The 22,423-nt window shown below is 61.2% G+C and carries 20 protein-coding genes and 4 tRNA genes; all 24 read left to right on the top strand.

The features are described 5' to 3' along the window. Nucleotides 1-404: 404 nt before the first annotated feature. The 24 genes from DOM54_RS16550 (at nucleotide 405) to rplV (ending at nucleotide 22,422) form a co-directional block, all read left to right on the top strand. Nucleotides 405-1,382 (top strand): biotin--[acetyl-CoA-carboxylase] ligase, encoded by a 978-nt coding sequence (locus DOM54_RS16550; protein WP_110717377.1) that lies wholly within the window; start codon nucleotides 405-407, stop codon nucleotides 1,380-1,382. A gap of 224 nt (nucleotides 1,383-1,606) precedes the next feature. Further along, nucleotides 1,607-1,690 (top strand) — tRNA-Tyr (locus tag DOM54_RS16545). Nucleotides 1,691-1,747: 57 nt separating this feature from the next. Next, a tRNA-Gly gene (locus tag DOM54_RS16540) sits at nucleotides 1,748-1,821 on the top strand. 21 nt (nucleotides 1,822-1,842) lie between these two features. After that, nucleotides 1,843-1,917 (top strand) — tRNA-Thr (locus tag DOM54_RS16535). Between the two features lie 152 nt (nucleotides 1,918-2,069). Beyond that, nucleotides 2,070-2,145: transfer RNA gene (locus DOM54_RS16530), tRNA-Trp, on the top strand. A gap of 72 nt (nucleotides 2,146-2,217) precedes the next feature. Further along, a complete protein-coding gene (gene secE / locus DOM54_RS16525; RefSeq protein ID WP_110717375.1) occupies nucleotides 2,218-2,586 on the top strand; it encodes a preprotein translocase subunit SecE in 369 nt (122 codons plus the stop codon). 8 nt (nucleotides 2,587-2,594) lie between these two features. Beyond that, complete coding sequence (gene nusG, locus DOM54_RS16520; protein WP_110603282.1) at nucleotides 2,595-3,128, top strand: transcription termination/antitermination protein NusG; 534 nt, start codon at nucleotides 2,595-2,597, stop codon at nucleotides 3,126-3,128. 114 nt (nucleotides 3,129-3,242) lie between these two features. Further along, nucleotides 3,243-3,674: a 50S ribosomal protein L11 gene (gene rplK / locus DOM54_RS16515; RefSeq protein ID WP_110603284.1), complete on the top strand. Its 432-nt coding sequence runs from the start codon at nucleotides 3,243-3,245 to the stop codon at nucleotides 3,672-3,674. 2 nt (nucleotides 3,675-3,676) lie between these two features. Beyond that, entirely contained in the window at nucleotides 3,677-4,369 is a 693-nt protein-coding gene (gene rplA, locus DOM54_RS16510) for a 50S ribosomal protein L1 (RefSeq protein WP_110717374.1), read from the top strand. 269 nt (nucleotides 4,370-4,638) lie between these two features. After that, complete coding sequence (rplJ, locus tag DOM54_RS16505; protein ID WP_110710468.1) at nucleotides 4,639-5,142, top strand: 50S ribosomal protein L10; 504 nt, start codon at nucleotides 4,639-4,641, stop codon at nucleotides 5,140-5,142. Nucleotides 5,143-5,236: 94 nt separating this feature from the next. Next, nucleotides 5,237-5,608 (top strand): 50S ribosomal protein L7/L12, encoded by a 372-nt coding sequence (gene rplL, locus DOM54_RS16500; protein ID WP_110603290.1) that lies wholly within the window; start codon nucleotides 5,237-5,239, stop codon nucleotides 5,606-5,608. A gap of 269 nt (nucleotides 5,609-5,877) precedes the next feature. Then, nucleotides 5,878-9,954: a DNA-directed RNA polymerase subunit beta gene (rpoB, locus tag DOM54_RS16495; protein ID WP_110717372.1), complete on the top strand. Its 4,077-nt coding sequence runs from the start codon at nucleotides 5,878-5,880 to the stop codon at nucleotides 9,952-9,954. Nucleotides 9,955-10,044: 90 nt separating this feature from the next. Further along, entirely contained in the window at nucleotides 10,045-14,271 is a 4,227-nt protein-coding gene (rpoC, locus tag DOM54_RS16490) for a DNA-directed RNA polymerase subunit beta' (protein ID WP_110717371.1), read from the top strand. 158 nt (nucleotides 14,272-14,429) lie between these two features. Continuing rightward, nucleotides 14,430-14,804 carry a 30S ribosomal protein S12 gene (rpsL, locus tag DOM54_RS16485; protein WP_110603295.1) on the top strand — a complete coding sequence of 125 codons (375 nt, stop codon included), beginning with the start codon at nucleotides 14,430-14,432 and terminating at the stop codon, nucleotides 14,802-14,804. Between the two features lie 116 nt (nucleotides 14,805-14,920). Then, on the top strand, nucleotides 14,921-15,391 hold the full coding sequence (gene rpsG, locus DOM54_RS16480) for a 30S ribosomal protein S7 (protein ID WP_110603297.1): 471 nt from the start codon (nucleotides 14,921-14,923) through the stop codon (nucleotides 15,389-15,391). 18 nt (nucleotides 15,392-15,409) lie between these two features. Then, the gene (gene fusA, locus DOM54_RS16475) at nucleotides 15,410-17,530 is read left to right on the top strand and encodes an elongation factor G (protein ID WP_110603299.1); all 2,121 of its coding nucleotides are present in this window, start codon (nucleotides 15,410-15,412) and stop codon (nucleotides 17,528-17,530) included. A 29-nt stretch (nucleotides 17,531-17,559) separates the two neighbouring features. Then, nucleotides 17,560-18,753, top strand: coding sequence for an elongation factor Tu (gene tuf / locus DOM54_RS16470; protein WP_110603301.1), 1,194 nt, complete (start codon nucleotides 17,560-17,562; stop codon nucleotides 18,751-18,753). 175 nt (nucleotides 18,754-18,928) lie between these two features. Next, nucleotides 18,929-19,240, top strand: a complete 312-nt coding sequence (rpsJ, locus tag DOM54_RS16465; RefSeq protein ID WP_035470365.1) for a 30S ribosomal protein S10 — start codon at nucleotides 18,929-18,931, stop codon at nucleotides 19,238-19,240. Between the two features lie 138 nt (nucleotides 19,241-19,378). Continuing rightward, complete coding sequence (gene rplC, locus DOM54_RS16460) at nucleotides 19,379-20,017, top strand: 50S ribosomal protein L3 (RefSeq protein WP_110717370.1); 639 nt, start codon at nucleotides 19,379-19,381, stop codon at nucleotides 20,015-20,017. Between the two features lie 14 nt (nucleotides 20,018-20,031). Continuing rightward, a complete protein-coding gene (rplD, locus tag DOM54_RS16455) occupies nucleotides 20,032-20,637 on the top strand; it encodes a 50S ribosomal protein L4 (protein WP_110710471.1) in 606 nt (201 codons plus the stop codon). Beyond that, nucleotides 20,634-20,930, top strand: coding sequence for a 50S ribosomal protein L23 (gene rplW / locus DOM54_RS16450; RefSeq protein ID WP_110603307.1), 297 nt, complete (start codon nucleotides 20,634-20,636; stop codon nucleotides 20,928-20,930). Before rplD ends, rplW begins: the two co-directional genes overlap by 4 nt. Nucleotides 20,931-20,946: 16 nt before the next feature. Then, nucleotides 20,947-21,774 carry a 50S ribosomal protein L2 gene (gene rplB, locus DOM54_RS16445; protein ID WP_110603309.1) on the top strand — a complete coding sequence of 276 codons (828 nt, stop codon included), beginning with the start codon at nucleotides 20,947-20,949 and terminating at the stop codon, nucleotides 21,772-21,774. Between the two features lie 22 nt (nucleotides 21,775-21,796). Beyond that, nucleotides 21,797-22,072, top strand: coding sequence for a 30S ribosomal protein S19 (gene rpsS / locus DOM54_RS16440; protein ID WP_075563680.1), 276 nt, complete (start codon nucleotides 21,797-21,799; stop codon nucleotides 22,070-22,072). 17 nt (nucleotides 22,073-22,089) lie between these two features. Next, the gene (gene rplV / locus DOM54_RS16435; RefSeq protein WP_035470378.1) at nucleotides 22,090-22,422 is read left to right on the top strand and encodes a 50S ribosomal protein L22; all 333 of its coding nucleotides are present in this window, start codon (nucleotides 22,090-22,092) and stop codon (nucleotides 22,420-22,422) included. Nucleotide 22,423 lies beyond the last annotated feature (1 nt).

The raw sequence follows: 22,423 nt of genomic DNA, 5'->3' as shown, positions 1-22,423 counted from the left end.
GTTTTTTTATGGCGGCACCCTCGGAAGAGAGACGGGCCCGTCCTTGACCCGTGAGGCCGCGACGCGGATCGACCCGCGTGACAATCGCAGAGCGCCGTCCGGATACCCGTCTAGCTTCTATCTCGGCGCTCAGGCCATGCCAGAAATGGAGTCGATCTGGGAGTTCCCCTGGAGCGAGCGTCGGGAGCAACCAGGAGCCGCGTCGGCGGGCCCGAAGGGCTGGGCTCGGGATAAGACGAGTCAAGTCGCGGGGCGCCGCCTCGGTCATCGCCAGGCTTCTATTCAACCCCAGCTTCGGAAGAAGCCGGGGTTTGGCTTTGTCCGGCGGATCATCGCTGAGGGCTGCGTTATCGATAAACTGCGAACTTCGCTAGAATATCGGTTTTGGCGCTAGGCGTATCCTGATGAGTATCGGTGACCTGATTCGTTTGCTCAGTGACGGCAACTACCATTCCGGCCAGCAGTTGGGTGAGCGTCTCGGTGTGTCCCGTACTGCAGTCTGGAAACAGCTCAAGAAGCTGGAGGCGATGGACTTGCCGCTGGAGGCGGTCAAGGGGCGGGGGTATCGACTGGTCAATCCGCTGGAGTCGCTCGACGGCGCCTGCATCGTCTCTCGGCTGTCGGCCGCAACCCGACGCCATCTCAAACGCCTTTTCGTCGAGGACGTTCTCGACTCTACCAACACGTTTCTGCGTGATCGCTTTCGCCATGGCGCGGGTCACGGCGAAGTGTGCCTTGCGGAGAGCCAGACAGCGGGGCGCGGCCGCCGTGGGAAGGTCTGGAGTACCAGTTGGGGGGCGAGCCTGATCCTGTCGGTGGGTTGGCGATTCGAGTCTGGCGTGGCGGCCCTCGAGGGGTTGAGCCTGGCCGTCGGGGTGGTTCTGGCTAACGTCGCCAGCGATCTGGGGGTCGACGTCGCTCTGAAATGGCCCAACGACGTTCTGCTTGCCGTCGATGGCGAATGGCAGAAACTTGCCGGTATTCTCCTTGAGGTAACCGGGGATGTGGAGGGACCTTGCGAAGTGGTCATTGGGATTGGCCTCAACGTCTCTGCAAGCGATACCGTTCGAGAAGCCGCGGGGCAGCCAGTAGGCGCGCTAGCCGACGTGGTGCACACGCCCTCGCGTAATCATCTCGCGGCGGCGTTGATCGAGTCGCTACTGATGATGCTGCCCGAATTCGAGCGCCAGGGTTTCGGCGCCTGGCGAGCGGACTGGAACAGGCGGCATGCCTACGCGGGGCGATCCATCCAGATTCACCAGGGGGCAACGTCCTATACCGCCGAAGCCGTTGAAGTGGACCATAGCGGCAATCTGATCGTGAAGTCCGAAGCTGGTCTGCAGGCCCTCACGGGGGGCGAGATAAGCATTCGGCCGGTGTGACCCGGTCAGCAGCCGGTAATGGACGGAAAGGGGAATCGACGCCACATGGCGTGGGTGGGGCAGGGGTTGGGCGAAAAGATGGCATTCGAGCTTGCATTCGGCATCCTGCTTTGACACAATGCGCCCCGCTTTGTGCGCAAGGCCATTGATGTCTGAGCCTGTTATCGCAATAAAAACAGGCGCTTGACATCAATGAGGGGCAGTGTAAAATCTGTCGCCGTTATGGAGAGGTTCCCGAGTGGCCAAAGGGAGCAGACTGTAAATCTGCCGCGAAAGCTTCGAAGGTTCGAATCCTTCCCTCTCCACCAGTTTTATTGCGGTAGTTTTGCCGGTCTGTTTCGGCAAGCCGAAGTCAGAGCGGGTAGGCGGGTATAGTTCAATGGTAGAACCTCAGCCTTCCAAGCTGATGGTGTGGGTTCGATTCCCACTACCCGCTCCATTTGATGTTGAAGTGATTTAGGCTCATGTAGCTCAGGGGTAGAGCACACCCTTGGTAAGGGTGAGGTCGACGGTTCAATTCCGTCCATGAGCTCCATTTCAATCATCGATGCTGATGTGCGAAAAGCGAGCCAGGAGCTCGCTTTTTTGGTGAGAAAGAAAAATGCCGGATGGGATTGCTTTTTCTGGCATCTCTTCGCTATCATAGCGCCCTCCTAATTTCCGGGTGCTTCTCGGAAGTGTAGTTGCAGGCCAGTAGCTCAATTGGCAGAGCAGCGGTCTCCAAAACCGCAGGTTGGGGGTTCGATTCCCTCCTGGCCTGCCAGTCTTCCCCAGGCTGGCTTGTATTTGATATCTTGTCTTGTTCGGTTATCGCGCCTTGAGTTGAGGAGTTTTCATGAAGCACAACGCCGAGGTGCAGGAGTCACGCTTCGACACCCCCAAGTGGGTCGTCGTGGTGTTGCTGCTGGCAGTCGCGGTTGGCGGCAATGCGTGGTTCGCGGACCAGGCGTTGCTATACCGCGTGCTGGGCGTCGTCGTCATTTGTGGTGTTGCCGCCGCGATCGCGTTGACCACGGCAAAGGGGCAGGCATTGATGGATCTGGCGCGGGGTTCCAAGCGTGAGATTCAGCGAGTGGTCTGGCCGACCCGACAGGAGACCATCCAGACGACGTTGATCGTACTGGCGGCCGTTCTCGTCGTGGGGCTGCTGCTGTGGCTTATCGATACCGTCCTGGGTTGGGCGATGTCCGGAATCATTGGCTAGGAGTTTTCATGTCCAAGCGTTGGTACGTCGTTCACGCCTATTCCGGTTTCGAGAAGCAGGTGATGCGCTCGCTGATCGAGCGGGTAAAGCTCTACGAGGTCGAAGACCAGTTTGGTGACATCCTGGTGCCGACCGAAGAAGTCGTCGAAATGCGTGACGGCAAGCGCCGCAAGAGTGAGCGCAAGTTCTATCCCGGCTACGTGCTGGTCGAGATGGAGATGAACGAACAGACATGGCACCTGGTCAATGAGACACCGCGCGTGATGGGGTTCATCGGCGGTACGCCGGAGAAGCCCGCCGCGATCACTCAGAAAGAAGCGGATGCGATCTTGCGCCGCGTCCAGGATGGCACCGACAAGCCACGCCCCAAGACACTCTTCGAGCCAGGCGAGACCGTTCGTGTCGTCGATGGCCCCTTCGCCGATTTCAACGGCGTCGTGGAAGAGGTCAACTATGAAAAGAGTCGTCTGCAGGTCAGCGTGCTGATCTTCGGGCGTTCGACGCCGGTAGAGCTGGAGTTCGTCCAGGTGGTCAAGGACTAACCGGCGGTGCACTGAGTACATCGCGGCGCCATTCGGTGCTGCGTTATCGTTGCCGACCGTCGTGTCGGCTGAATTGGGGAGCCGCAAGGCGTCCGTACCCGACTGGAGTTCAAAATGGCTAAGAAAGTCCAGGCCTACATCAAGCTGCAGGTTGCAGCTGGCAAGGCCAACCCGAGTCCGCCCGTGGGCCCCGCGCTGGGTCAGCACGGCGTCAACATCATGGAATTCTGCAAGGCGTTCAACGCCGCGACTCAAGAAATTGAGCCGGGCCTGCCGACGCCGGTCGTGATCACGGTCTATTCCGACCGCAGCTTCACCTTCGTCACCAAGACGCCGCCGGCGGCCGTACTGCTGAAGAAAGCGGCAGGCATCAAATCCGGTTCCGGCGTGCCGAACAAGACCAAGGTCGGCACCGTGACTCGTGAGCAGCTTGAGGAAATCGCCAAGACCAAGGAGCCGGACCTGACGGCTGCCAGTCTTGACGCCGCCGTTCGTACCATTGCTGGCAGTGCTCGCAGCATGGGCCTCAACGTGGAGGGCCTCTGATCATGGCAAAGCTGACAAAACGCGCTCAGATGATTCGCGAGAAGGTCGAGCCGGGCAAGGTCCACACCCTCGAAGAAGCTGTCGCGCTGCTCTCCGAAGTGTCCACGGTCAAGTTCAAGGAAGCTGTCGAGGTTTCCATCAACTTGGGTGTCGATCCGCGTAAATCCGACCAGGTCGTGCGTGGCGCCACCGTGCTGCCCAACGGAACCGGTCGTGACGTCCGCGTCGCCGTGTTCGCGCAAGGCGCTGCCGCCGACGCCGCCAAGGAAGCCGGTGCCGACATCGTCGGCATGGAAGATCTGGCCGAAGACGTCAAGAAAGGCAACATGAACTTCGACGTCGTCGTCGCTGCCCCGGATGCCATGCGTGTGGTCGGCCAGCTGGGCCAGATCCTCGGCCCGCGCGGCCTGATGCCGAACCCGAAGGTCGGCACCGTGACGCCGGACGTCGCCACCGCGGTCAAGAATGCCAAAGCGGGTCAGGTCCGTTTCCGTACCGACAAGAACGGCATCATCCATGCCTCCATCGGTAAGGTCGACTTCCCTGCTGACGCGCTCAAGGGCAACCTGGAAGCGCTGGTCAACGACCTCAAGCGCCTCAAGCCGAGCACGTCCAAGGGCATCTATCTCAAGAAACTGACCCTGTCCAGCACCATGGGCCCGGGTCTGACCGTCGATCACAGCGCTTACGCGTGACCGGCGATAACCAGGCAATAACTTTGCGGTCCCCGTGCGCTGTTTCGACGACTCGCGTCGTCTTGACGGAGTGGGGCGGGGCACCGTCAAAGACCGCAGGTGACAGCGCTAGCCGCTGACTTAATGCCCCGAACGGGGGCCTGCGCAGATGGTGTTGCTCGCCGAGTCAGGTGTGCAGCCATCATCCAAGACTTTCACCGAAGACGGGTGAAAGAGATGGTAACCACCGGGTCGCGACGCCGTCGCCCCGGCACGAAGGAGTAACCACTGTGCCACTAGCACTCGAAGGCAAGAAAGCGATTGTTGCCGAGGTCAGTGAAGCCGCTAAGGACGCTCTTTCCGTCGTAGTTGCCGATTCTCGCGGTGTGACCGTTGGCGCAATGACCGATCTGCGCAAACAGGCTCGCGAGAATGGCGTCCAGATTCGTGTTGTTCGCAACACGCTGGCGCGCCGCGCGCTGTCAGGGACTTCATGGGAGTGCCTGAACGAGACTTTCGCAGGCCCGACGCTGCTGGCCTTCTCCTACGAGCACCCCGGCGCTGCGGCGCGGCTGTTCAAGGAGTTCGGCAAGACGCAGAAGGATTTCGAAGTCAAGGCGCTGGCTTACGAAGGGGAGATGATCCCGGCTGCTGATATCGACCGTCTGGCAACGCTGCCGACCTACGATGAAGCGATCGCCAAGCTGATGTCCGTCATGAAGGAAGCTTCTGCCGGCAAGCTGGTTCGTACGCTTGCAGCACTTCGCGACCAGAAGCAGGAAGAAGCTGCCTGATTGGCAGCTCGTTCGCGCAGACTGGATCGACTGTTGAATTAATGAGCGCTTGGCCGATACCGGCTGGGGCTCCGCAAAGTTTAGGAATCTGAAAATGGCACTTTCTCAAGAAGACATCATCAACGCCGTTGCCGAAATGTCCGTGATGGAAGTTGCGGAACTGGTTTCTGCAATGGAAGAGAAGTTCGGCGTTTCTGCAGCTGCCGCTGTCGTCGCCGGTCCTGGCGGCGGCGGTGAAGCTGCTGCCGAAGAGCAGACCGAGTTCTCCGTCGTTCTGACCGCTGCCGGTGACAAGAAAGTCAACGTCATCAAGGTCGTTCGCGAAATCACCGGTCTTGGCCTGAAAGAAGCCAAGGGCGCTGTCGACGGCGCTCCGGCGACGTTGAAAGAAGGTCTGTCCAAGGACGACGCCGAAGAAGCCAAGAAGAAGCTGGAAGAAGCTGGCGCTTCTGTGGAGCTCAAGTAACTCTGTGCTCACGGCTTCACGCGCTGTGTAAGCGCCACGGCTGGTGGCGGGCCTACCCGCTGCCGGCCTTTTTCTGTTTTTGCTAGCCTGGCGTTAGTACGCCTGGTCCGGGGTCGACCTCCCGGTTCAGGATTGTAGCCACTAGACGAATTCCGACGGCGAGCTCCCTGTGTTGGGAGGCTTGCCGTCAGCGCCTAACGGGGGTAGCCCGCGTTAGGGAGCGCCGACCACGCACCGGTCACCCATGGTGAACAAGCTGGGGAATACAGATGGCTTACTCATACACTGAGAAAAAACGCATCCGCAAGGATTTCGGCAAACTGCCTCAAGTAATGGATGTGCCCTACCTGCTGGCCATCCAGCTTGATTCCTATTACGACTTTCTCCAGCAGGACCGGGCGCCGGAAGAGCGTCTCGAGACCGGTCTCCATGCGGCTTTCAAGTCCGTATTTCCGATCGAGAGCTTTTCAGGGAATGCGGCGCTCGAGTATGTCAGTTATCGCTTCGGCACCCCGGCTTTCGACGTCAAGGAGTGCCAGCTGCGCGGCGTGACCTATTCGGCACCGCTGCGGGTCAAGGTTCGCCTGATCATCTACGACAAAGAGTCCTCGAACAAGGCCATCAAGGACATCAAGGAGCAGGAAGTCTACATGGGGGAGATCCCCCTGATGACCGAGAACGGTACCTTCGTCGTCAACGGTACCGAGCGTGTTATCGTCTCCCAGCTCCACCGCTCGCCGGGCGTGTTCTTCGATCACGACAAGGGCAAGAGCCATTCCTCCGGGAAGCTGCTTTATTCCGCACGGATCATTCCTTACCGCGGCTCCTGGCTGGATTTCGAGTTCGATCCGAAGGACAACGTCTTCGTGCGTATCGACCGTCGCCGCAAGCTGCCGGCGACCGTGCTGATGCGCGCGCTCGGCATGAGTGCCGAGGAGATCCTCGAGACCTTCTTCGATACCAGCACTTTCCATATCGAAAGCGACGGCATTTTCGTCGAGCTGGTGCCGTCACGGTTGCGTGGTGAAACCGCGACCTTCGACATCAAGGGTACCGACGGCAACGTCATCGTCGAAGAAGGTCGCCGCATCACCCAGAAGCACATCCGTCAGCTGGAAAGCGCCGGAATCGAGCGCTTGCAGGTGCCGATGGACTATCTGTTCGGCAAGACGCTGGCCAAGGATCAGGTCGATGCCAATACCGGCGAACTGATCTGCGAGTGCAATACCGAGCTGACGCCGGAACTGGTCGAGAAGCTGGGGCAGGGCGGTGTCACCAAGCTGGAGACGCTCTACACCAACGATCTCGACGCGGGCTCGTTCATCTCCGATACGCTGAAGGTGGACACCACTCGCTCCGCGCTGGAAGCGCTGGTCGAGATCTACCGCATGATGCGTCCGGGTGAGCCGCCGACCAAGGAAGCAGCCGAGACGCTGTTCCACAACCTGTTCTTCACCGAAGACCGCTACGACCTATCAGGCGTCGGCCGGATGAAGTTCAACCGTCGTCTGCGTCGCGAGTCCGATACCGGCTCCGGCGTGCTCGACAACCAGGACATCCTCGATGTCCTCAAAGAGCTGATCAACATTCGTAACGGCTTCGGCGAAGTCGACGACATCGATCACCTGGGCAACCGTCGTATCCGTTGTGTCGGCGAGATGGCGGAAAACCAGTTCCGTGTCGGTCTGGTGCGTGTCGAGCGTGCGGTCAAGGAGCGTCTCTCCATGGCGGAGAGCGAAGGCCTGATGCCGCAGGATCTGATCAACGCCAAGCCGGTGGCGGCGGCAGTGAAGGAGTTCTTCGGCTCCTCGCAGCTGTCCCAGTTCATGGACCAGAACAACCCGCTCTCCGAGGTCACCCACAAGCGTCGTGTCTCCGCGCTTGGGCCGGGCGGTCTGACCCGTGAGCGTGCCGGCTTCGAGGTGCGTGACGTTCACGCCACGCACTACGGCCGCCTGTGTCCGATCGAGACCCCTGAAGGTCCGAACATCGGTCTGATCAACTCGCTGGCGACCTACTCCAAGACCAACAGCTACGGTTTCCTCGAGACGCCGTATCGCAAGGTCGTGGATCGCCAGCTGACCGACGAGATCGTGCATCTTTCCGCGATCGAGGAAGGCGACTTCATCATTGCTCAGGCTTCGGCGACGGTCGACGAGAGCAACAAGTTGATCGACGATCTGGTCCAGGTGCGTCACAAGGGCGAGACCACCTTCATGGCACCGGACAAGGTGACCCTGATGGACGTGTCGCCGCGCCAGGTGGTTTCGGTCGCCGCCGCGCTGATCCCGTTCCTAGAGCACGACGACGCCAACCGCGCATTGATGGGCTCGAACATGCAGCGCCAGGCGGTACCGACCCTGCGTGCCGACAAGCCGCTGGTAGGTACCGGGATGGAGCGCTTCGTGGCGCGTGACTCCGGCGTCTGCGCCGTGGCCCGTCGTGGCGGCGTGATCGATTCCGTCGACGCCAAGCGCGTCGTGGTTCGGGTCAACGAAGATGAGATCATCGGTGGCGAAGCCGGTGTCGACATCTACAACCTGACCAAGTACGTGCGTTCCAACCAGAACACCTGCCAGAACCAGCGCCCGATCGTGCGCCCGGGCGACCAGGTGGCGCGGGGTGACATCCTCGCCGATGGCCCGTCCGTCGACATGGGTGACCTGGCCCTGGGCCAGAACATGCGCCTCGCGTTCATGCCGTGGAACGGCTACAACTTCGAGGACTCCATCCTCGTCTCCGAGCGGGTGGTCGAGGACGATCGTTTCACCACGATCCATATCCAGGAACTGACCTGTGTCTCGCGCGACACCAAGCTGGGTGCGGAAGAGATCACGTCCGATATCCCCAACGTGGGCGAGTCGGCGCTGGGCAAGCTGGACGAGGCCGGCGTGGTCTACATCGGCGCCGAGGTCGGTGCCGGCGACATCCTGGTCGGCAAGGTAACGCCCAAGGGCGAGACCCAGCTGACGCCGGAAGAGAAGCTGCTGCGGGCGATCTTCGGCGAGAAGGCGTCCGACGTGAAGGACACCTCGCTGCGCGCGCCGACCGGCATGCGCGGTACCGTCATCGACGTCCAGGTGTTCACCCGCGATGGCGTCGAGAAGGACTCCCGTGCGCTCTCCATCGAGCAACAGCAGCTCGACGAGGTGCGGCGTGACCTGCAGGAGACCTATCGCATCGCCGAGGAAGCGACTTTCGAGCGTCTCCAGCGCACGCTGGACGGCCAGCCAGTCAATGGCGGGCCCAAGCTCAAGAAGGGCGATGTCCTGAGCGAAGACTATCTCGACGAGCTGCCGCGCCAGCAGTGGTTCAAGCTGCGGATGCAGGACGAGACGCTCAACGAGCTCCTCGCCCAGGCCGACGAGCAGTTGGAAAACCGCCGCAAGGAGATGGACGAGCGTTTCGAGGACAAGAAGCGCAAGCTCACCCAGGGCGACGACCTCGCGCCGGGCGTGCTCAAGATCGTCAAGGTCTATCTGGCGGTGAAGCGTCGCATCCAGCCGGGCGACAAGATGGCTGGGCGTCACGGTAACAAGGGTGTCATCTCCGCGATCATGCCGATCGAGGACATGCCGTTCGACGACAACGGCCAGCCGGTCGACGTCGTGCTCAACCCGCTGGGCGTACCGTCACGCATGAACGTCGGTCAGATCCTCGAGACCCACCTGGGCATGGCGGCTCACGGCCTCGGGGTCAAGATCGACCGGATGTTGCGCGACGCCCGTGAACAGCAGGTCAGCGAGATTCGCGGCTTCCTCAAGCAGGTCTACAACACCCAGGAAACGCGTCAGGAAGACATCGACTCCCTGACCGATGACGAGATCATCACCCTGGCCAAGAACCTGCGCGGTGGCGTGCCGATCGCCACGCCGGTGTTCGACGGCGCCAAGGAGCACGAGATCAAGCACCTGCTGAAGCTCGCCGATCTGCCGGACTCCGGCCAGATGACGCTCTACGACGGCCGTACCGGCGAGTCGTTCGATCGCCCGGTGACCGTGGGCTACATGTACATGCTCAAGCTCAACCACCTGGTCGACGACAAGATGCACGCGCGTTCCACCGGCTCCTACTCGCTGGTCACCCAGCAGCCGCTGGGCGGCAAGGCGCAGTTCGGCGGACAGCGCTTCGGGGAGATGGAAGTGTGGGCGCTCGAGGCTTACGGCGCCGCCTACACCCTGCAGGAGATGCTCACCGTCAAGTCGGATGACGTCGAGGGTCGTACCAAGATGTATAAGAGCATCGTGGATGGCGACCACACCATGCAGGCCGGTATGCCGGAATCCTTCAATGTGCTGGTGAAGGAAATCCGCTCGCTGGGTATCGACATCGAATTGGAAAGCTAAGACCGGCACAGTCGATCGATAGCGACGGTTTGCGGGGCGAGCGAGTGATTCGCGGCCCCGCTCATGACAACTCCGCAACGGAGCGATCCCATGAAAGATTTGGTGAAAGTCCTCAAGTCACAGGCGCAATCTGACGAGTTCGACGCGATCAAGATCACCCTCGCGTCGCCAGAGATGATTCGCTCCTGGTCATACGGCGAAGTCAAGAAGCCGGAGACCATCAACTACCGTACGTTCAAGCCTGAGCGTGACGGGCTGTTCTGCGCCAAGATCTTCGGGCCGGTCAAGGATTACGAGTGCCTGTGCGGCAAGTACAAGCGCATGAAGCATCGCGGCATCATCTGCGAGAAGTGTGGGGTCGAGGTGACCAAGGCCGCGGTACGCCGCGAGCGCATGGGCCACATCGAGCTGGCCTCGCCGGTGGCGCACATCTGGTTTTTGAAGTCGTTGCCGTCACGCATCGGCATGTTCCTGGACATGACCCTGCGCGATATCGAGCGCGTGCTCTATTTCGAATCGTTCGTCGTGATCGATCCGGGCATGACCACCCTCGAGCGCGGCCAGCTGCTCAATGACGAGCAGTACTTTGAGGCGCTGGAAGAGTTCGGCGACGACTTCGATGCGCGCATGGGCGCCGAAGCCGTGCAGGCCCTGCTCAAGGATATCGATCTGGAAGAGGAGATCGATCGGCTGCGCGAGGAGATTCCGCAGACCAACTCCGAGACCAAGATCAAGAAGCTCTCCAAGCGCCTCAAGCTGCTGGAAGCCTTCTACAAGTCCGGCAATGCGCCGGCGTGGATGGTCATGGAAGTGCTGCCGGTGCTGCCGCCGGACCTGCGTCCGCTGGTGCCGCTGGATGGTGGCCGCTTCGCGACCTCCGATCTCAACGACCTCTATCGTCGTGTGATCAACCGCAACAACCGCCTCAAGCGGCTGCTCGACCTCAATGCGCCCGACATCATCGTGCGCAACGAGAAGCGCATGCTGCAGGAGTCTGTGGACGCGCTGCTCGACAACGGTCGCCGCGGTCGTGCCATCACCGGTTCCAACAAGCGCCCGCTGAAGTCGCTCGCCGACATGATCAAGGGCAAGCAGGGTCGTTTCCGTCAGAACCTGCTGGGCAAGCGCGTCGACTACTCCGGCCGTTCGGTCATCACCGTGGGCCCGACCCTGCGTCTGCACCAGTGCGGTCTGCCCAAGAAGATGGCGCTCGAGCTGTTCAAGCCGTTCATCTACTCCAAGCTGCAGGGCAGTGGGCAGGCGTCCACGATCAAGGCCGCCAAGAAGATGGTCGAGCGCGAGCTGCCGGAAGTGTGGGACATCCTCGCCGACGTCATCCGCGAACACCCGGTACTGCTCAACCGTGCCCCGACCCTGCACCGTCTGGGTATCCAGGCATTCGAGCCGCTGCTGATCGAAGGCAAGGCGATCCAGCTGCACCCGCTGGTGTGTGCCGCCTACAACGCCGACTTCGACGGTGACCAGATGGCCGTCCACGTGCCGCTGACGCTGGAGTCCCAGCTCGAAGCGCGCGCGCTGATGATGTCGACCAACAACGTGCTGTCGCCGGCCAACGGCGAGCCGATCATCGTGCCGTCGCAGGACGTCGTGCTGGGTCTCTACTACATGACCCGCGAACGTATCGGCGCCAAGGGTGAAGGCAAGGCATTTGCCAACCTCAACGAGCTGGATCGCGCCTTCGCGACCCAGAACGTGTCGCTGCACGCCCGGGTCAAGGTCCGCCTGACCGAGTGGCTGTCCGACGAGAAGGATGGCGAGATCACCGAGCTGACCGAGACCGTCTCGATCAAGGAAACCACCGTCGGCCGGGCGCTGCTGTTCCGCATCCTGCCGAAGGGGATGCCGTTCGAGCTGGTCGACCGCCCGATGAAGAAGAAGGCGATCTCCGGTCTGATCAACGAAGTCTATCGCCGCACCGGCCTCAAGGACGCGGTCATCTTCGCCGACCAGCTGATGTACACCGGCTTCCGTCTGGCGACCTGGTCCGGCGCCTCCATCGGCGTCAACGACTTCGTCATCCCGGATGCCAAGGCCGAGATCGTCGACGCGGCCGAGGACGAGGTCAAGGAGATCGAGGACCAGTTCTCCTCCGGTCTGGTGACCGCGGGCGAGAAGTACAACAAGGTCATCGATATCTGGTCCAAGGCCAACGACAAGGTGGCCAAGGCGATGATGGCCGGTATCTCGAAAGAGACCGTGACCGATCGCGACGGCAACCAGGTCGAGCAGGACTCGTTCAACAGCGTGTTCATCATGGCTGACTCCGGTGCCCGTGGTAGCGCGGCCCAGATCCGTCAGCTCGCCGGCATGCGTGGCCTGATGGCCAAGCCGGACGGCTCGATCATCGAAACGCCGATCACCGCCAACTTCCGTGAAGGTCTGAACGTACTCCAGTACTTCATCTCGACCCACGGCGCGCGTAAGGGCCTGGCCGACACGGCACTCAAGACTGCCAACTCCGGTTACTTGACCCGGCGTCTGGTCGATGTGGCCCAGGATCTGGTCATTACCGAAGAGGACTGCGGCACCGAAGAGGGGCTCACCCTGCATCCGGTGATCGAGGGCGGCGACGTCATCGTCTCGCTGGCACAGCGTGTGCTCGGCCGGGTCGTGGCGCAGGACGTCATCGATCCGCAAACCGACGACGTACTGATCCCGCGCGGCACCCTGCTCGACGAAGCCTGGTGCGAGCGTCTCGACACCATGGGTGTCGACGAGATCATCGTGCGCAGCCCGATCAGCTGCGAGACGTCTCATGGCGTCTGTTCGGCCTGTTACGGTCGTGATCTGGCCCGTGGCCACCAAGCCAACATCGGCGAGGCGGTGGGTGTCATCGCTGCCCAGTCGATCGGTGAGCCGGGTACCCAGCTGACCATGCGTACGTTCCACATCGGGGGTGCGGCATCGCGGGCCTCGGCGGTGGACAGCGTGCAGGTCAAGCACGGCGGCAGCGTGCGCCTGCACAACATCAAGTCGGTCGAACGCGCCGATGGCAAGCTGATCGTGGTTTCCCGCTCCAGTGCCCTGGCCGTCGCCGACGACCACGGCCGTGAGCGCGAGTACTACAAGCTGCCCTACGGTGCCGAGCTGTCGGTCAAGGATGGCGATCACGTCGAAGGCGGCCAGGTCGTCGCCAAGTGGGATCCGCACACCCACCCGGTCGTGGCCGAGGTGCAGGGCAAGGCGCAGTTCACGGACATGACCGAAGGTCTGACCATGACCCGCACGGTCGACGAAATGACCGGCCTGTCCAACATCGAGGTGATCGAGTCGGCGGCACGTCCGGCCTCCGGCCGCGACAAGCGTCCGATGATCATGCTGGTGGGCGAGGATGGTCAGCACGTCACGCTGCCGGGCTCCAACACGCCGGTGCAGTACCTGATGCCTGGCCGTGCCATCGTCGCGGTGGAGAATGGCACCGAGATCGGCGTGGGTGAAGTCATCGCGCGTATCCCGCTGGAAGCGTCCGGCAACAAGGACATCACCGGTGGTCTGCCGCGCGTCGCCGACCTGTTCGAGGCGCGCAAGCCGAAGGAGCCATCCATCCTCGCCGAGATCAGCGGTACGATCAGCTTCGGCAAGGAGACCAAGGGCAAGCGTCGTCTGACGATCACCCCGGAAGAGGGCGATCCGTTGGAGATGCTGATCCCGAAATGGCGTCAGATCGGGGTGTTCGAGGGCGAGACGGTCGAGAAGGGCGAAGTCATCTCCGACGGCCCGAGCAACCCGCACGACATTCTGCGGCTGCTGGGCGTGGCGGAACTGGCCAAGTACATCACCGTCGAGATCCAGGACGTCTATCGCCTGCAGGGCGTGAGCATCAACGACAAGCACATCGAAGTCATCGTGCGTCAGATGCTGCGCAAGGTCGAGATCACCGACGCCGGCGACTCGACCTTCATCCCGGGCGACCAGGTCGAGTTGGTGCGGGTGCTCGAGGAGAATGCCCGTCTCGAGCAGGAAGAGAAGTTCCCGGCCAAGTACGAGCGGCTGCTGCTGGGTATCACCAAGGCGTCTCTGGCCACCGAGTCGTTCATCTCCGCGGCCTCGTTCCAGGAGACGACTCGCGTGCTGACCGAAGCCGCGGTGACGGGCAAGCGCGACTACCTGCGCGGCCTGAAGGAGAACGTGGTGGTGGGACGCCTGATCCCGGCAGGTACCGGGCTCGCCCATCACGACGAGCGGCGTCGCAAGCGCGAGGAGTCCGAGCGCACGCTGCAGCCGTCGGCGTTCGACGTCGAGCAGGAGCTGGGTGCCCAGCTCACCGCGCTCGATGCCGATGACGACGATCTATAGGTCGTGATCCCGGGCCGCCCACCTTCGGGTGGGTGGCCTTGACGGGTCTCATGACAACTGATTAGAATGCGCAGCCTTTATGTAGGGGTAGTGCAAGCGATTCATGCACGAACACCCCGGCATGAGGCAAGGCAACCCATTGGAGTCAGCTAAACATTATGGCAACGATCAACCAGCTCGTGCGCAAGCCGCGCAAGCGCCCCGTCGAGACAAGCGACGTGCCGGCGCTGCAGGCTTGCCCGCAACGTCGTGGGGTCTGCACCCGCGTCTACACCACTACGCCCAAGAAGCCGAACTCGGCGCTGCGTAAGGTGTGCCGCGTGCGTCTGACCAACGGCTACGAAGTCAGCTCTTACATCGGCGGTGAAGGCCACAACCTGCAGGAGCACTCCGTGGTCCTGATCCGTGGCGGTCGCGTCAAGGATTTGCCGGGTGTGCGTTATCACACCGTGCGCGGTGCGCTCGACACCTCCGGTGTCCAGAACCGTAAGCAGGGCCGTTCCAAGTACGGCACCAAGCGTCCCAAGTCCTGATCCGGACGCTGTCACCAATCATTATCGGTCAGATAAGAGTAAGGTCGGCCGCTATCGCCCACCCGCGATGAGCCGTGCCGGGTTTACCTGAACGACCCTTAACTAGAGGGCTTATCATGCCAAGAAGAAGAGTTGCCGCTAAGCGCGAGATCCTTCCCGATCCCAAGTTCGGAAGTGAGCGCCTGGCCAAGTTCATGAACCACCTGATGATCAGCGGCAAGAAGTCCGTGGCTGAACGTATCGTTTACGGCGCGTTGGACCGGGTTGCCGAGCGCAGTAACGAAGCGCCGCTGGACATCTTCGACAAGTCGCTGGAGGCCATTCAGCCGATGGTCGAGGTCAAGTCTCGCCGCGTCGGCGGTGCGACCTACCAGGTGCCGGTCGAGGTTCGCCCGTCACGTCGCCAGGCGCTGGCCATGCGCTGGTTGGTCGATGCCGCCCGCAGCCGTGGTGAAAAGACCATGGTGCAACGTCTTGCTGGCGAAATGCTGGACGCCGCCGAAGGTAAAGGCGCTGCTGTGAAGAAGCGTGAAGACGTGCACCGCATGGCAGATGCCAACAAGGCCTTCTCTCACTACCGCTTCTAATCAACGGGGACTTCCATCGTGGCACGCAAGACACCACTCAAGCGTTATCGCAACATCGGTATCGTTGCCCACGTCGACGCTGGCAAGACGACGACTACCGAGCGTGTCCTGTTCTATACCGGCCTGTCCCACAAGGTGGGTGAGGTCCATGAAGGCGCTGCCGTCATGGACTGGATGGAGCAGGAGCAGGAGCGTGGCATCACGATCACCTCCGCGGCGACCACCTGCTTCTGGCAGGGCATGAGCAAGCAGTTCGACGAGCACCGCATCAACATCATCGATACGCCGGGGCACGTCGACTTCACGATTGAAGTCGAGCGTTCGCTTCGCGTTCTGGATGGCGCGGTCGTCGTGCTGTGCGGCTCTTCCGGCGTGCAGCCGCAGACCGAGACCGTCTGGCGCCAGGCCAACAAGTACGAAGTGCCACGCATGGTGTTCGTCAACAAGATGGACCGTGCCGGCGCCGACTACTACATGGTGCTGGACCAGTTGAAGGACCGCCTGGGCGCCAACGTCGTCCCGATCCAGATCAACTGGGGCGCGGAAGACGAGTTCAAGGGCGTGGTCGACCTCATCCAGATGAAAGCGATTCTCTGGGACGAGGAGAACTTCGGCATGAACTACGAGTTGGTCGATATTCCGGCCGACCTGCAGGAGACTGCCGAGAAGTACCGCGAGCAGATGGTCGAGGCTGCTGCCGAAGCCAACGAAGAGCTGATGGACAAGTACCTGGAAGAGGGCGACCTGTCCATCGCGGATATCAAGGCCGGTCTGCGCGCGCGTACCCTGGCCAACGAGATCGTTCTCGTGACCTGCGGCTCTGCGTTCAAGAACAAGGGCGTTCAGGCCGTTCTGGACTGCGTCATCGAATACCTGCCGTCGCCGACCGAAGTCAAGGCGATCGAGGGCGAGCTCGATGACAAGGATGGCACCATCGCCACGCGCGAGGCGGATGACAGCGCGCCCTTCGCGGCACTGGCATTCAAGATCGCGACCGATCCCTTCGTCGGGACGCTGACCTTCATGCGCGTCTATTCCGGTGTGCTGAAATCCGGCGACAGCATTTTCAACTCCGTGAAGTCGAAGAAAGAGCGTGTCGGCCGTATCGTCCAGATGCACGCCAACTCGCGCGAAGAGATCAAAGAGGTCTACGCCGGCGACATCGCTGCCTGTATCGGTCTCAAGGACGTCACGACCGGCGACACGCTGTGTGACCTGAACGACAAGATCGTTCTCGAACGGATGGAGTTCCCGGAACCGGTCATCTCGGTCGCCGTCGAGCCGAAGTCCAAGCCCGATCAGGAGAAGATGGGCGTCGCCCTCGGCAAGCTGGCGCAGGAGGATCCTTCCTTCCGCGTTCAGACAGACGAGGAGACCGGCCAGACCATCATCTCGGGCATGGGCGAGTTGCACCTCGACATCATCGTCGACCGCATGCGTCGCGAGTTCAAGGTCGAGGCCAACATCGGCAAGCCGCAGGTTGCCTATCGTGAAACCATCCGCCAGTCGGTGGAGCAGGAAGGCAAGTTCGTTCGTCAGTCGGGCGGTCGCGGCCAGTACGGTCACGTCTGGTTGCGCATCGAGCCGCTGACGGCCGAAGACAAGGGCGAGGACGAGGAGATGTCCTTCAAGTTCGCGTCCGAGATCGTCGGCGGTGTCGTACCCAAAGAGTACGTGCCGGCCGTCGAGAAAGGGGCTTACGAACAGCTCAAGAACGGCGTTATCGCGGGTTATCCGATGATCGACGTCAAGGTGACGCTGTTCGATGGCTCCTACCATGACGTGGACTCCAACGAGACTGCGTTCAAGGTCGCCTCGTCCATGGCGATCAAGGAAGGTGCTCGTAAGGCTAAGGCCGTGTTGCTCGAGCCGGTAATGAAGGTCGAAGTCGTGACTCCCGAGGATTTCATGGGTGATGTCATGGGCGACCTCAACCGCCGACGTGGCCTTGTGCAGGGCATGGATGACTCCTCTTCTGGCAAGGTCATTCGCGCCACGGTTCCGTTGGCTGAGATGTTCGGTTATGCAACCGATCTGCGTTCTCAGACCCAGGGACGCGCAAGCTACACCATGGAGTTTGCGAATTACGAAGAGGCGCCCTCCAGCGTCGTTGATGCCGTCATCAATCAGAACGGTTAACCGTTAGCTAACGTAAAGAGGTTATAGCAGTGGCTAAGGCAAAATTTGAACGCTCCAAACCGCACGTCAACGTCGGCACCATCGGTCACGTCGACCACGGTAAAACGACTCTGACGGCAGCTCTGACCCGTGTCTCCGCCGAAGTCTTCGGTGGCGAATGGCGTCAGTTCGACTCCATCGACAACGCTCCGGAAGAGCGCGAGCGCGGTATCACCATCGCGACCGCTCACGTCGAGTATCAGTCCGAAGTTCGCCATTACGCGCACGTCGACTGCCCGGGGCACGCCGACTACGTCAAGAACATGATCACCGGTGCTGCGCAGATGGACGGCGCCATCCTGGTCTGCTCCGCTGCTGACGGCCCGATGCCGCAGACTCGCGAGCACATCCTGCTGTCCCGCCAGGTTGGCGTTCCGTACATCGTCGTGTTCCTGAACAAGGCCGACATGGTCGATGACGAAGAGCTGCTCGAGCTGGTCGAGATGGAAGTTCGCGAACTCCTCAACGAGTACGACTTCCCGGGCGACGACACTCCGATCATCATCGGCTCCGCGCTGATGGCGCTGGAAGGCAAGGACGACAATGGCATGGGTACCACCGCCGTTGCCAACCTGATCAAGTCGCTGGACGAGTACATTCCGGAGCCGGAGCGTGCCATCGACCAGCCGTTCCTGATGCCGATCGAAGACGTGTTCTCCATCTCCGGTCGCGGTACGGTCGTTACTGGTCGTGTCGAGCGCGGTATCGTCAAGACTGGCGATGAAGTCGAGATCGTCGGTATCCACGACACCACCAAGACCACCGTTACCGGTGTCGAGATGTTCCGCAAGCTGCTCGACGAAGGTCGTGCTGGTGAGAACGTCGGTGCGCTGTTGCGTGGTACCAAGCGTGACGACGTCGAGCGTGGTCAGGTCCTGGCCAAGCCGGGCACCATTACTCCGCACACCAAGTTCGAGGCCGAAGTCTACGTCCTGTCCAAGGAAGAAGGTGGTCGTCACACCCCGTTCTTCAAGGGCTATCGTCCGCAGTTCTACTTCCGGACCACTGACGTGACCGGTACCTGTGAACTGCCGGAAGGCGTCGAGATGGTCATGCCGGGCGACAACGTCCAGATGGTCGTGACCCTGATCGCACCGATCGCCATGGAAGACGGCCTGCGCTTCGCTATCCGCGAAGGCGGTCGTACCGTCGGCGCTGGCGTGGTCGCCAAGATCATCGAGTAACACTTTCGGTGATTGCCAAGGAAGGGGCGCTGACGCGCCCCTTTTTCTATGTGGATTCGGTAGCCTTTGGTGGAGAGGGTGTTTGACTCTCGATCGGGGCTCTCCTATAATGCGCGTCCTTTGAACGCGTGGGTCGACGGCTCGCGCCGTCAGCATCCAGTGGAGCATAAGGTAAATGCAGAACCAGAAGATTCGCATTCGGCTGAAAGCGTTTGACCATCGGCTGATCGATCAGTCGGCTCAGGAGATCGTGGATACGGCCAAGCGCACTGGCGCCCAGGTACGTGGTCCGATCCCACTGCCGACGAATCGCGAGCGTTACACCATCCTGATCTCTCCGCACGTCAACAAGGATGCGCGTGATCAGTATGAGATTCGCACGCACAAGCGCGTTCTCGATATCGTCGAGCCGACGGAAAAGACCGTCGACGCGCTGATGAAGCTCGATCTCGCCGCCGGCGTTGACGTGCAGATTAAACTCGACTGAAACCAACACTAGACACTAGCGGGCGCTGAGTTCGACAGCATCCGCCGCGTCGTGAGACGCCACACAATGTGCTAGTGGAATGCTCTGGAAAGGGCAGCCATAGCGGGTGATAGCCCCGTACACTAAAGGAGACTGAACATGACTATCGGTTTGGTCGGTAAGAAAGCGGGCATGACCCGTGTCTTCACCGAAGATGGCGCATCCGTGCCCGTAACCGTTATCGAGGTTGAGCCCAACCGCATCACGAGCGTCAAGACCGTAGAGTCTGACGGCTATCGTGCGGTGCAGGTTACAACTGGCTCCCGCAAAGCCAAGCACCTCTCCAAGGCGATTGCTGGTCAATACGCCAAGGCGGGTGTCGAGGCAGGCCGTTCCCTGATGGAGTTCCGTCTCTCCGAAGACGATGAGACTCCCGAGCTGGGCGGTTCCTTCACCGTATCCCTCTTCGAAGCTGGTCAGAAGGTCGATGTGACCGGTACGTCCAAGGGCAAGGGCTTCCAGGGCGCTGTCAAGCGCTGGAACTTCCGTACCCAGGACAACACCCACGGCAACTCGCTGTCCCACCGTGCGCCGGGTTCCATCGGTCAGTGCCAGACCCCAGGCCGCGTTTTCAAAGGCAAGAAGATGGCTGGTCAGCTGGGCAACGAACGCGTCACCGTCCAGACCCTGGAAGTGGTGCGTATCGATACCGAGCGTAATCTTCTGTTGATCAAGGGCGCCGTGCCCGGTGCACCCGGCAGCGATGTCGTCGTGCGCAGTGCCGTGAAAGCTCGCTGAGGGGACTGAGACCGATGAATCTGAATCTCGTAGGTGCCGCAGGCACCGTCGAAGTGTCCGAAGAGACCTTTGGCAAAGACTTCAACGAAGCGTTGGTGCACCAGGTCGTCACCGCCTACCTGGCGGCAGGCCGCCAGGGTACCCGTGCCCAGAAAAACCGTTCCGACGTGCGTGGCGGCGGCAAGAAGCCGTGGCGCCAGAAAGGCACCGGCCGTGCGCGCGCCGGCACCATCCGCTCGCCGCTGTGGCGCAGTGGTGGTGTCACCTTCGCCGCTCGTCCGCAGGATTACACGCAGAAGGTCAACCGCAAGATGTACCGTGCGGCGATGCGTTCGATCCTGTCCGAGCTGGTTCGCCAGGAGCGTCTGGTGCTGGTCGAAGAGTTCGCCGTCGAAGCGCCCCGTACCAAGGAGTTGGTCGGCAAGCTCAACGAGCTGAAGCTCGAGAAAGTGCTGATCGTTACCGAAGAGATCGACGAGAAGCTCTATCTGGCCGCGCGCAACATCCCCAACGTCGATGTGGTTGATGCTGCGGCAGCCGATCCGGTCAGCCTGATCGCCTTCGACAAGGTGCTGATGACCGTCTCCGCTCTGCGTAAATTCGAGGAGAAGCTGGGATGAACCAGGAACGCGTATACAAGGTTCTGCTCGGACCTCACATGACCGAGAAGGCCGCGCTCGCCGCCGAGAACAATCAGTACGTGTTCAAGGTGGCCCAGGACGCGACCAAGCCCGAGATCAAGAAAGCCGTCGAAGCGCTGTTCGGCAAGAAAGTCGCCGGTGTTTCCGTGCTCAACGTCAAGGGCAAGACCAAACGCACTCGCTTCGGCACTGGTCTGCGCAAGGGTTACCGCAAGGCGTACGTGACCCTGGCTGCGGGCGAGACGCTCGAAGACTTCTCTGGCGCCGAGTAAGGCAGGAGTACGGATCATGGCAGTAGTCAAGACAAAACCCACTTCCGCCGGTCGTCGTCACGTCGTCAAAGTCGTCAACGACGAGCTCTACAAGGGTCGCGCCTACGGTGCGCTTGTCGAGAAGCAGTCGAAGTCGGGTGGTCGTAACAACAATGGCCGCATCACCACGCGTCACGTCGGTGGTGGTCATCGTCAGCACTATCGTTTGATCGATTTCAAGCGCACGAAGGATGGCATCAAGGCCGCCGTCGAGCGTATCGAATACGATCCGAACCGTAGCGCCAACATCGCGCTGCTGAAGTACATGGACGGCGAGCGCCGCTACATCATCGCGCCCAAGGCTCTCAAAGCCGGCGACGTGGTGGAGTCCGGTGTCAACGCCGCCATCAAGCGTGGCAACGCGCTGCCGCTGCGCAACATTCCGGTCGGCTCCACGGTGCACTGCATCGAATTGAAGCCGGGCAAGGGTGCGCAGATCGCGCGTAGTGCCGGAGCCAGCGCTCAGCTGGTGGCTCGTGAAGGCAACTACGCAACCTTGCGTCTGCGCTCCGGCGAGATGCGTCGCGTGCTGTCCGAGTGCCGCGCTACCTTGGGTGAAGTCGGTAACTCAGAGCACAGCCTGCGTCAATTGGGCAAGGCTGGTGCGAAACGTTGGAGAGGGGTGCGCCCGACTGTTCGCGGTGTCGCAATGAACCCGGTGGACCACCCGCACGGTGGCGGTGAAGGCCGTACCAGTGGCGGTCGTCATCCGGTCAGCCCGTGGGGGATTCCCACCAAGGGCCACAAGACCCGCAAGAACAAGCGTACCGACAAACTCATCGTTCGTCGCCGCAAGTCCAAGTAACAGACATTAAGAGGTAACGGCTGTGCCACGTTCACTGAAGAAAGGTCCTTTTATCGACCTTCATCTGTTGAAGAAGGTCGACGTCGCAACGGAAAAGAACGATCGCAAACCGATCAAGACCTGGTCGCGTCGTTCGATGATCCTGCCCAACATGGTCGGGCTCACCATTGCGGTACATAACGGTCGCCAGCATGTCCCGGTGCATGTTTCCGAGGAGATGGTCGGCCACAAGTTGGGCGAGTTCGCCGCTACCCGCACTTATCGCGGTCATGCAGCGGACAAGAAAGCCAAACGGTAAGCCAAGAGGATTAAGAGATGGAAGTCGCTGCTAAGTTGCGTGGCGCGAGCTTATCCGCCCAGAAGGCCCGTTTGGTGGCTGACCAGGTGCGCGGTAAGCCGGTCGCCGAAGCGCTCGACGTGCTGACCTTCTCGCCGAAGAAAGCCGCGAAATTGGTCAAGAAGGTGCTGCAGTCCGCGATTGCCAATGCGGAAGAAAACAACGGCATGGACATCGACGAGCTGCGTGTCTCGACCATCTGTGTCGATGAGGGCATGACGCTCAAGCGCATTCAACCGCGCGCCAAAGGCCGGGCGGATCGCATTCTGAAGCGCACCTGCCACATCACCGTCAAGGTAGCCGAGAAGTAGG

Source organism: Salinicola acroporae, assembly GCF_003206615.1.
Taxonomy (GTDB): Bacteria; Pseudomonadota; Gammaproteobacteria; order Pseudomonadales; family Halomonadaceae; genus Salinicola; species Salinicola acroporae.
The sequence above is the reverse complement of the archived record's forward strand: the minus strand, read 5'-3'. Positions and strand labels throughout refer to the sequence as shown.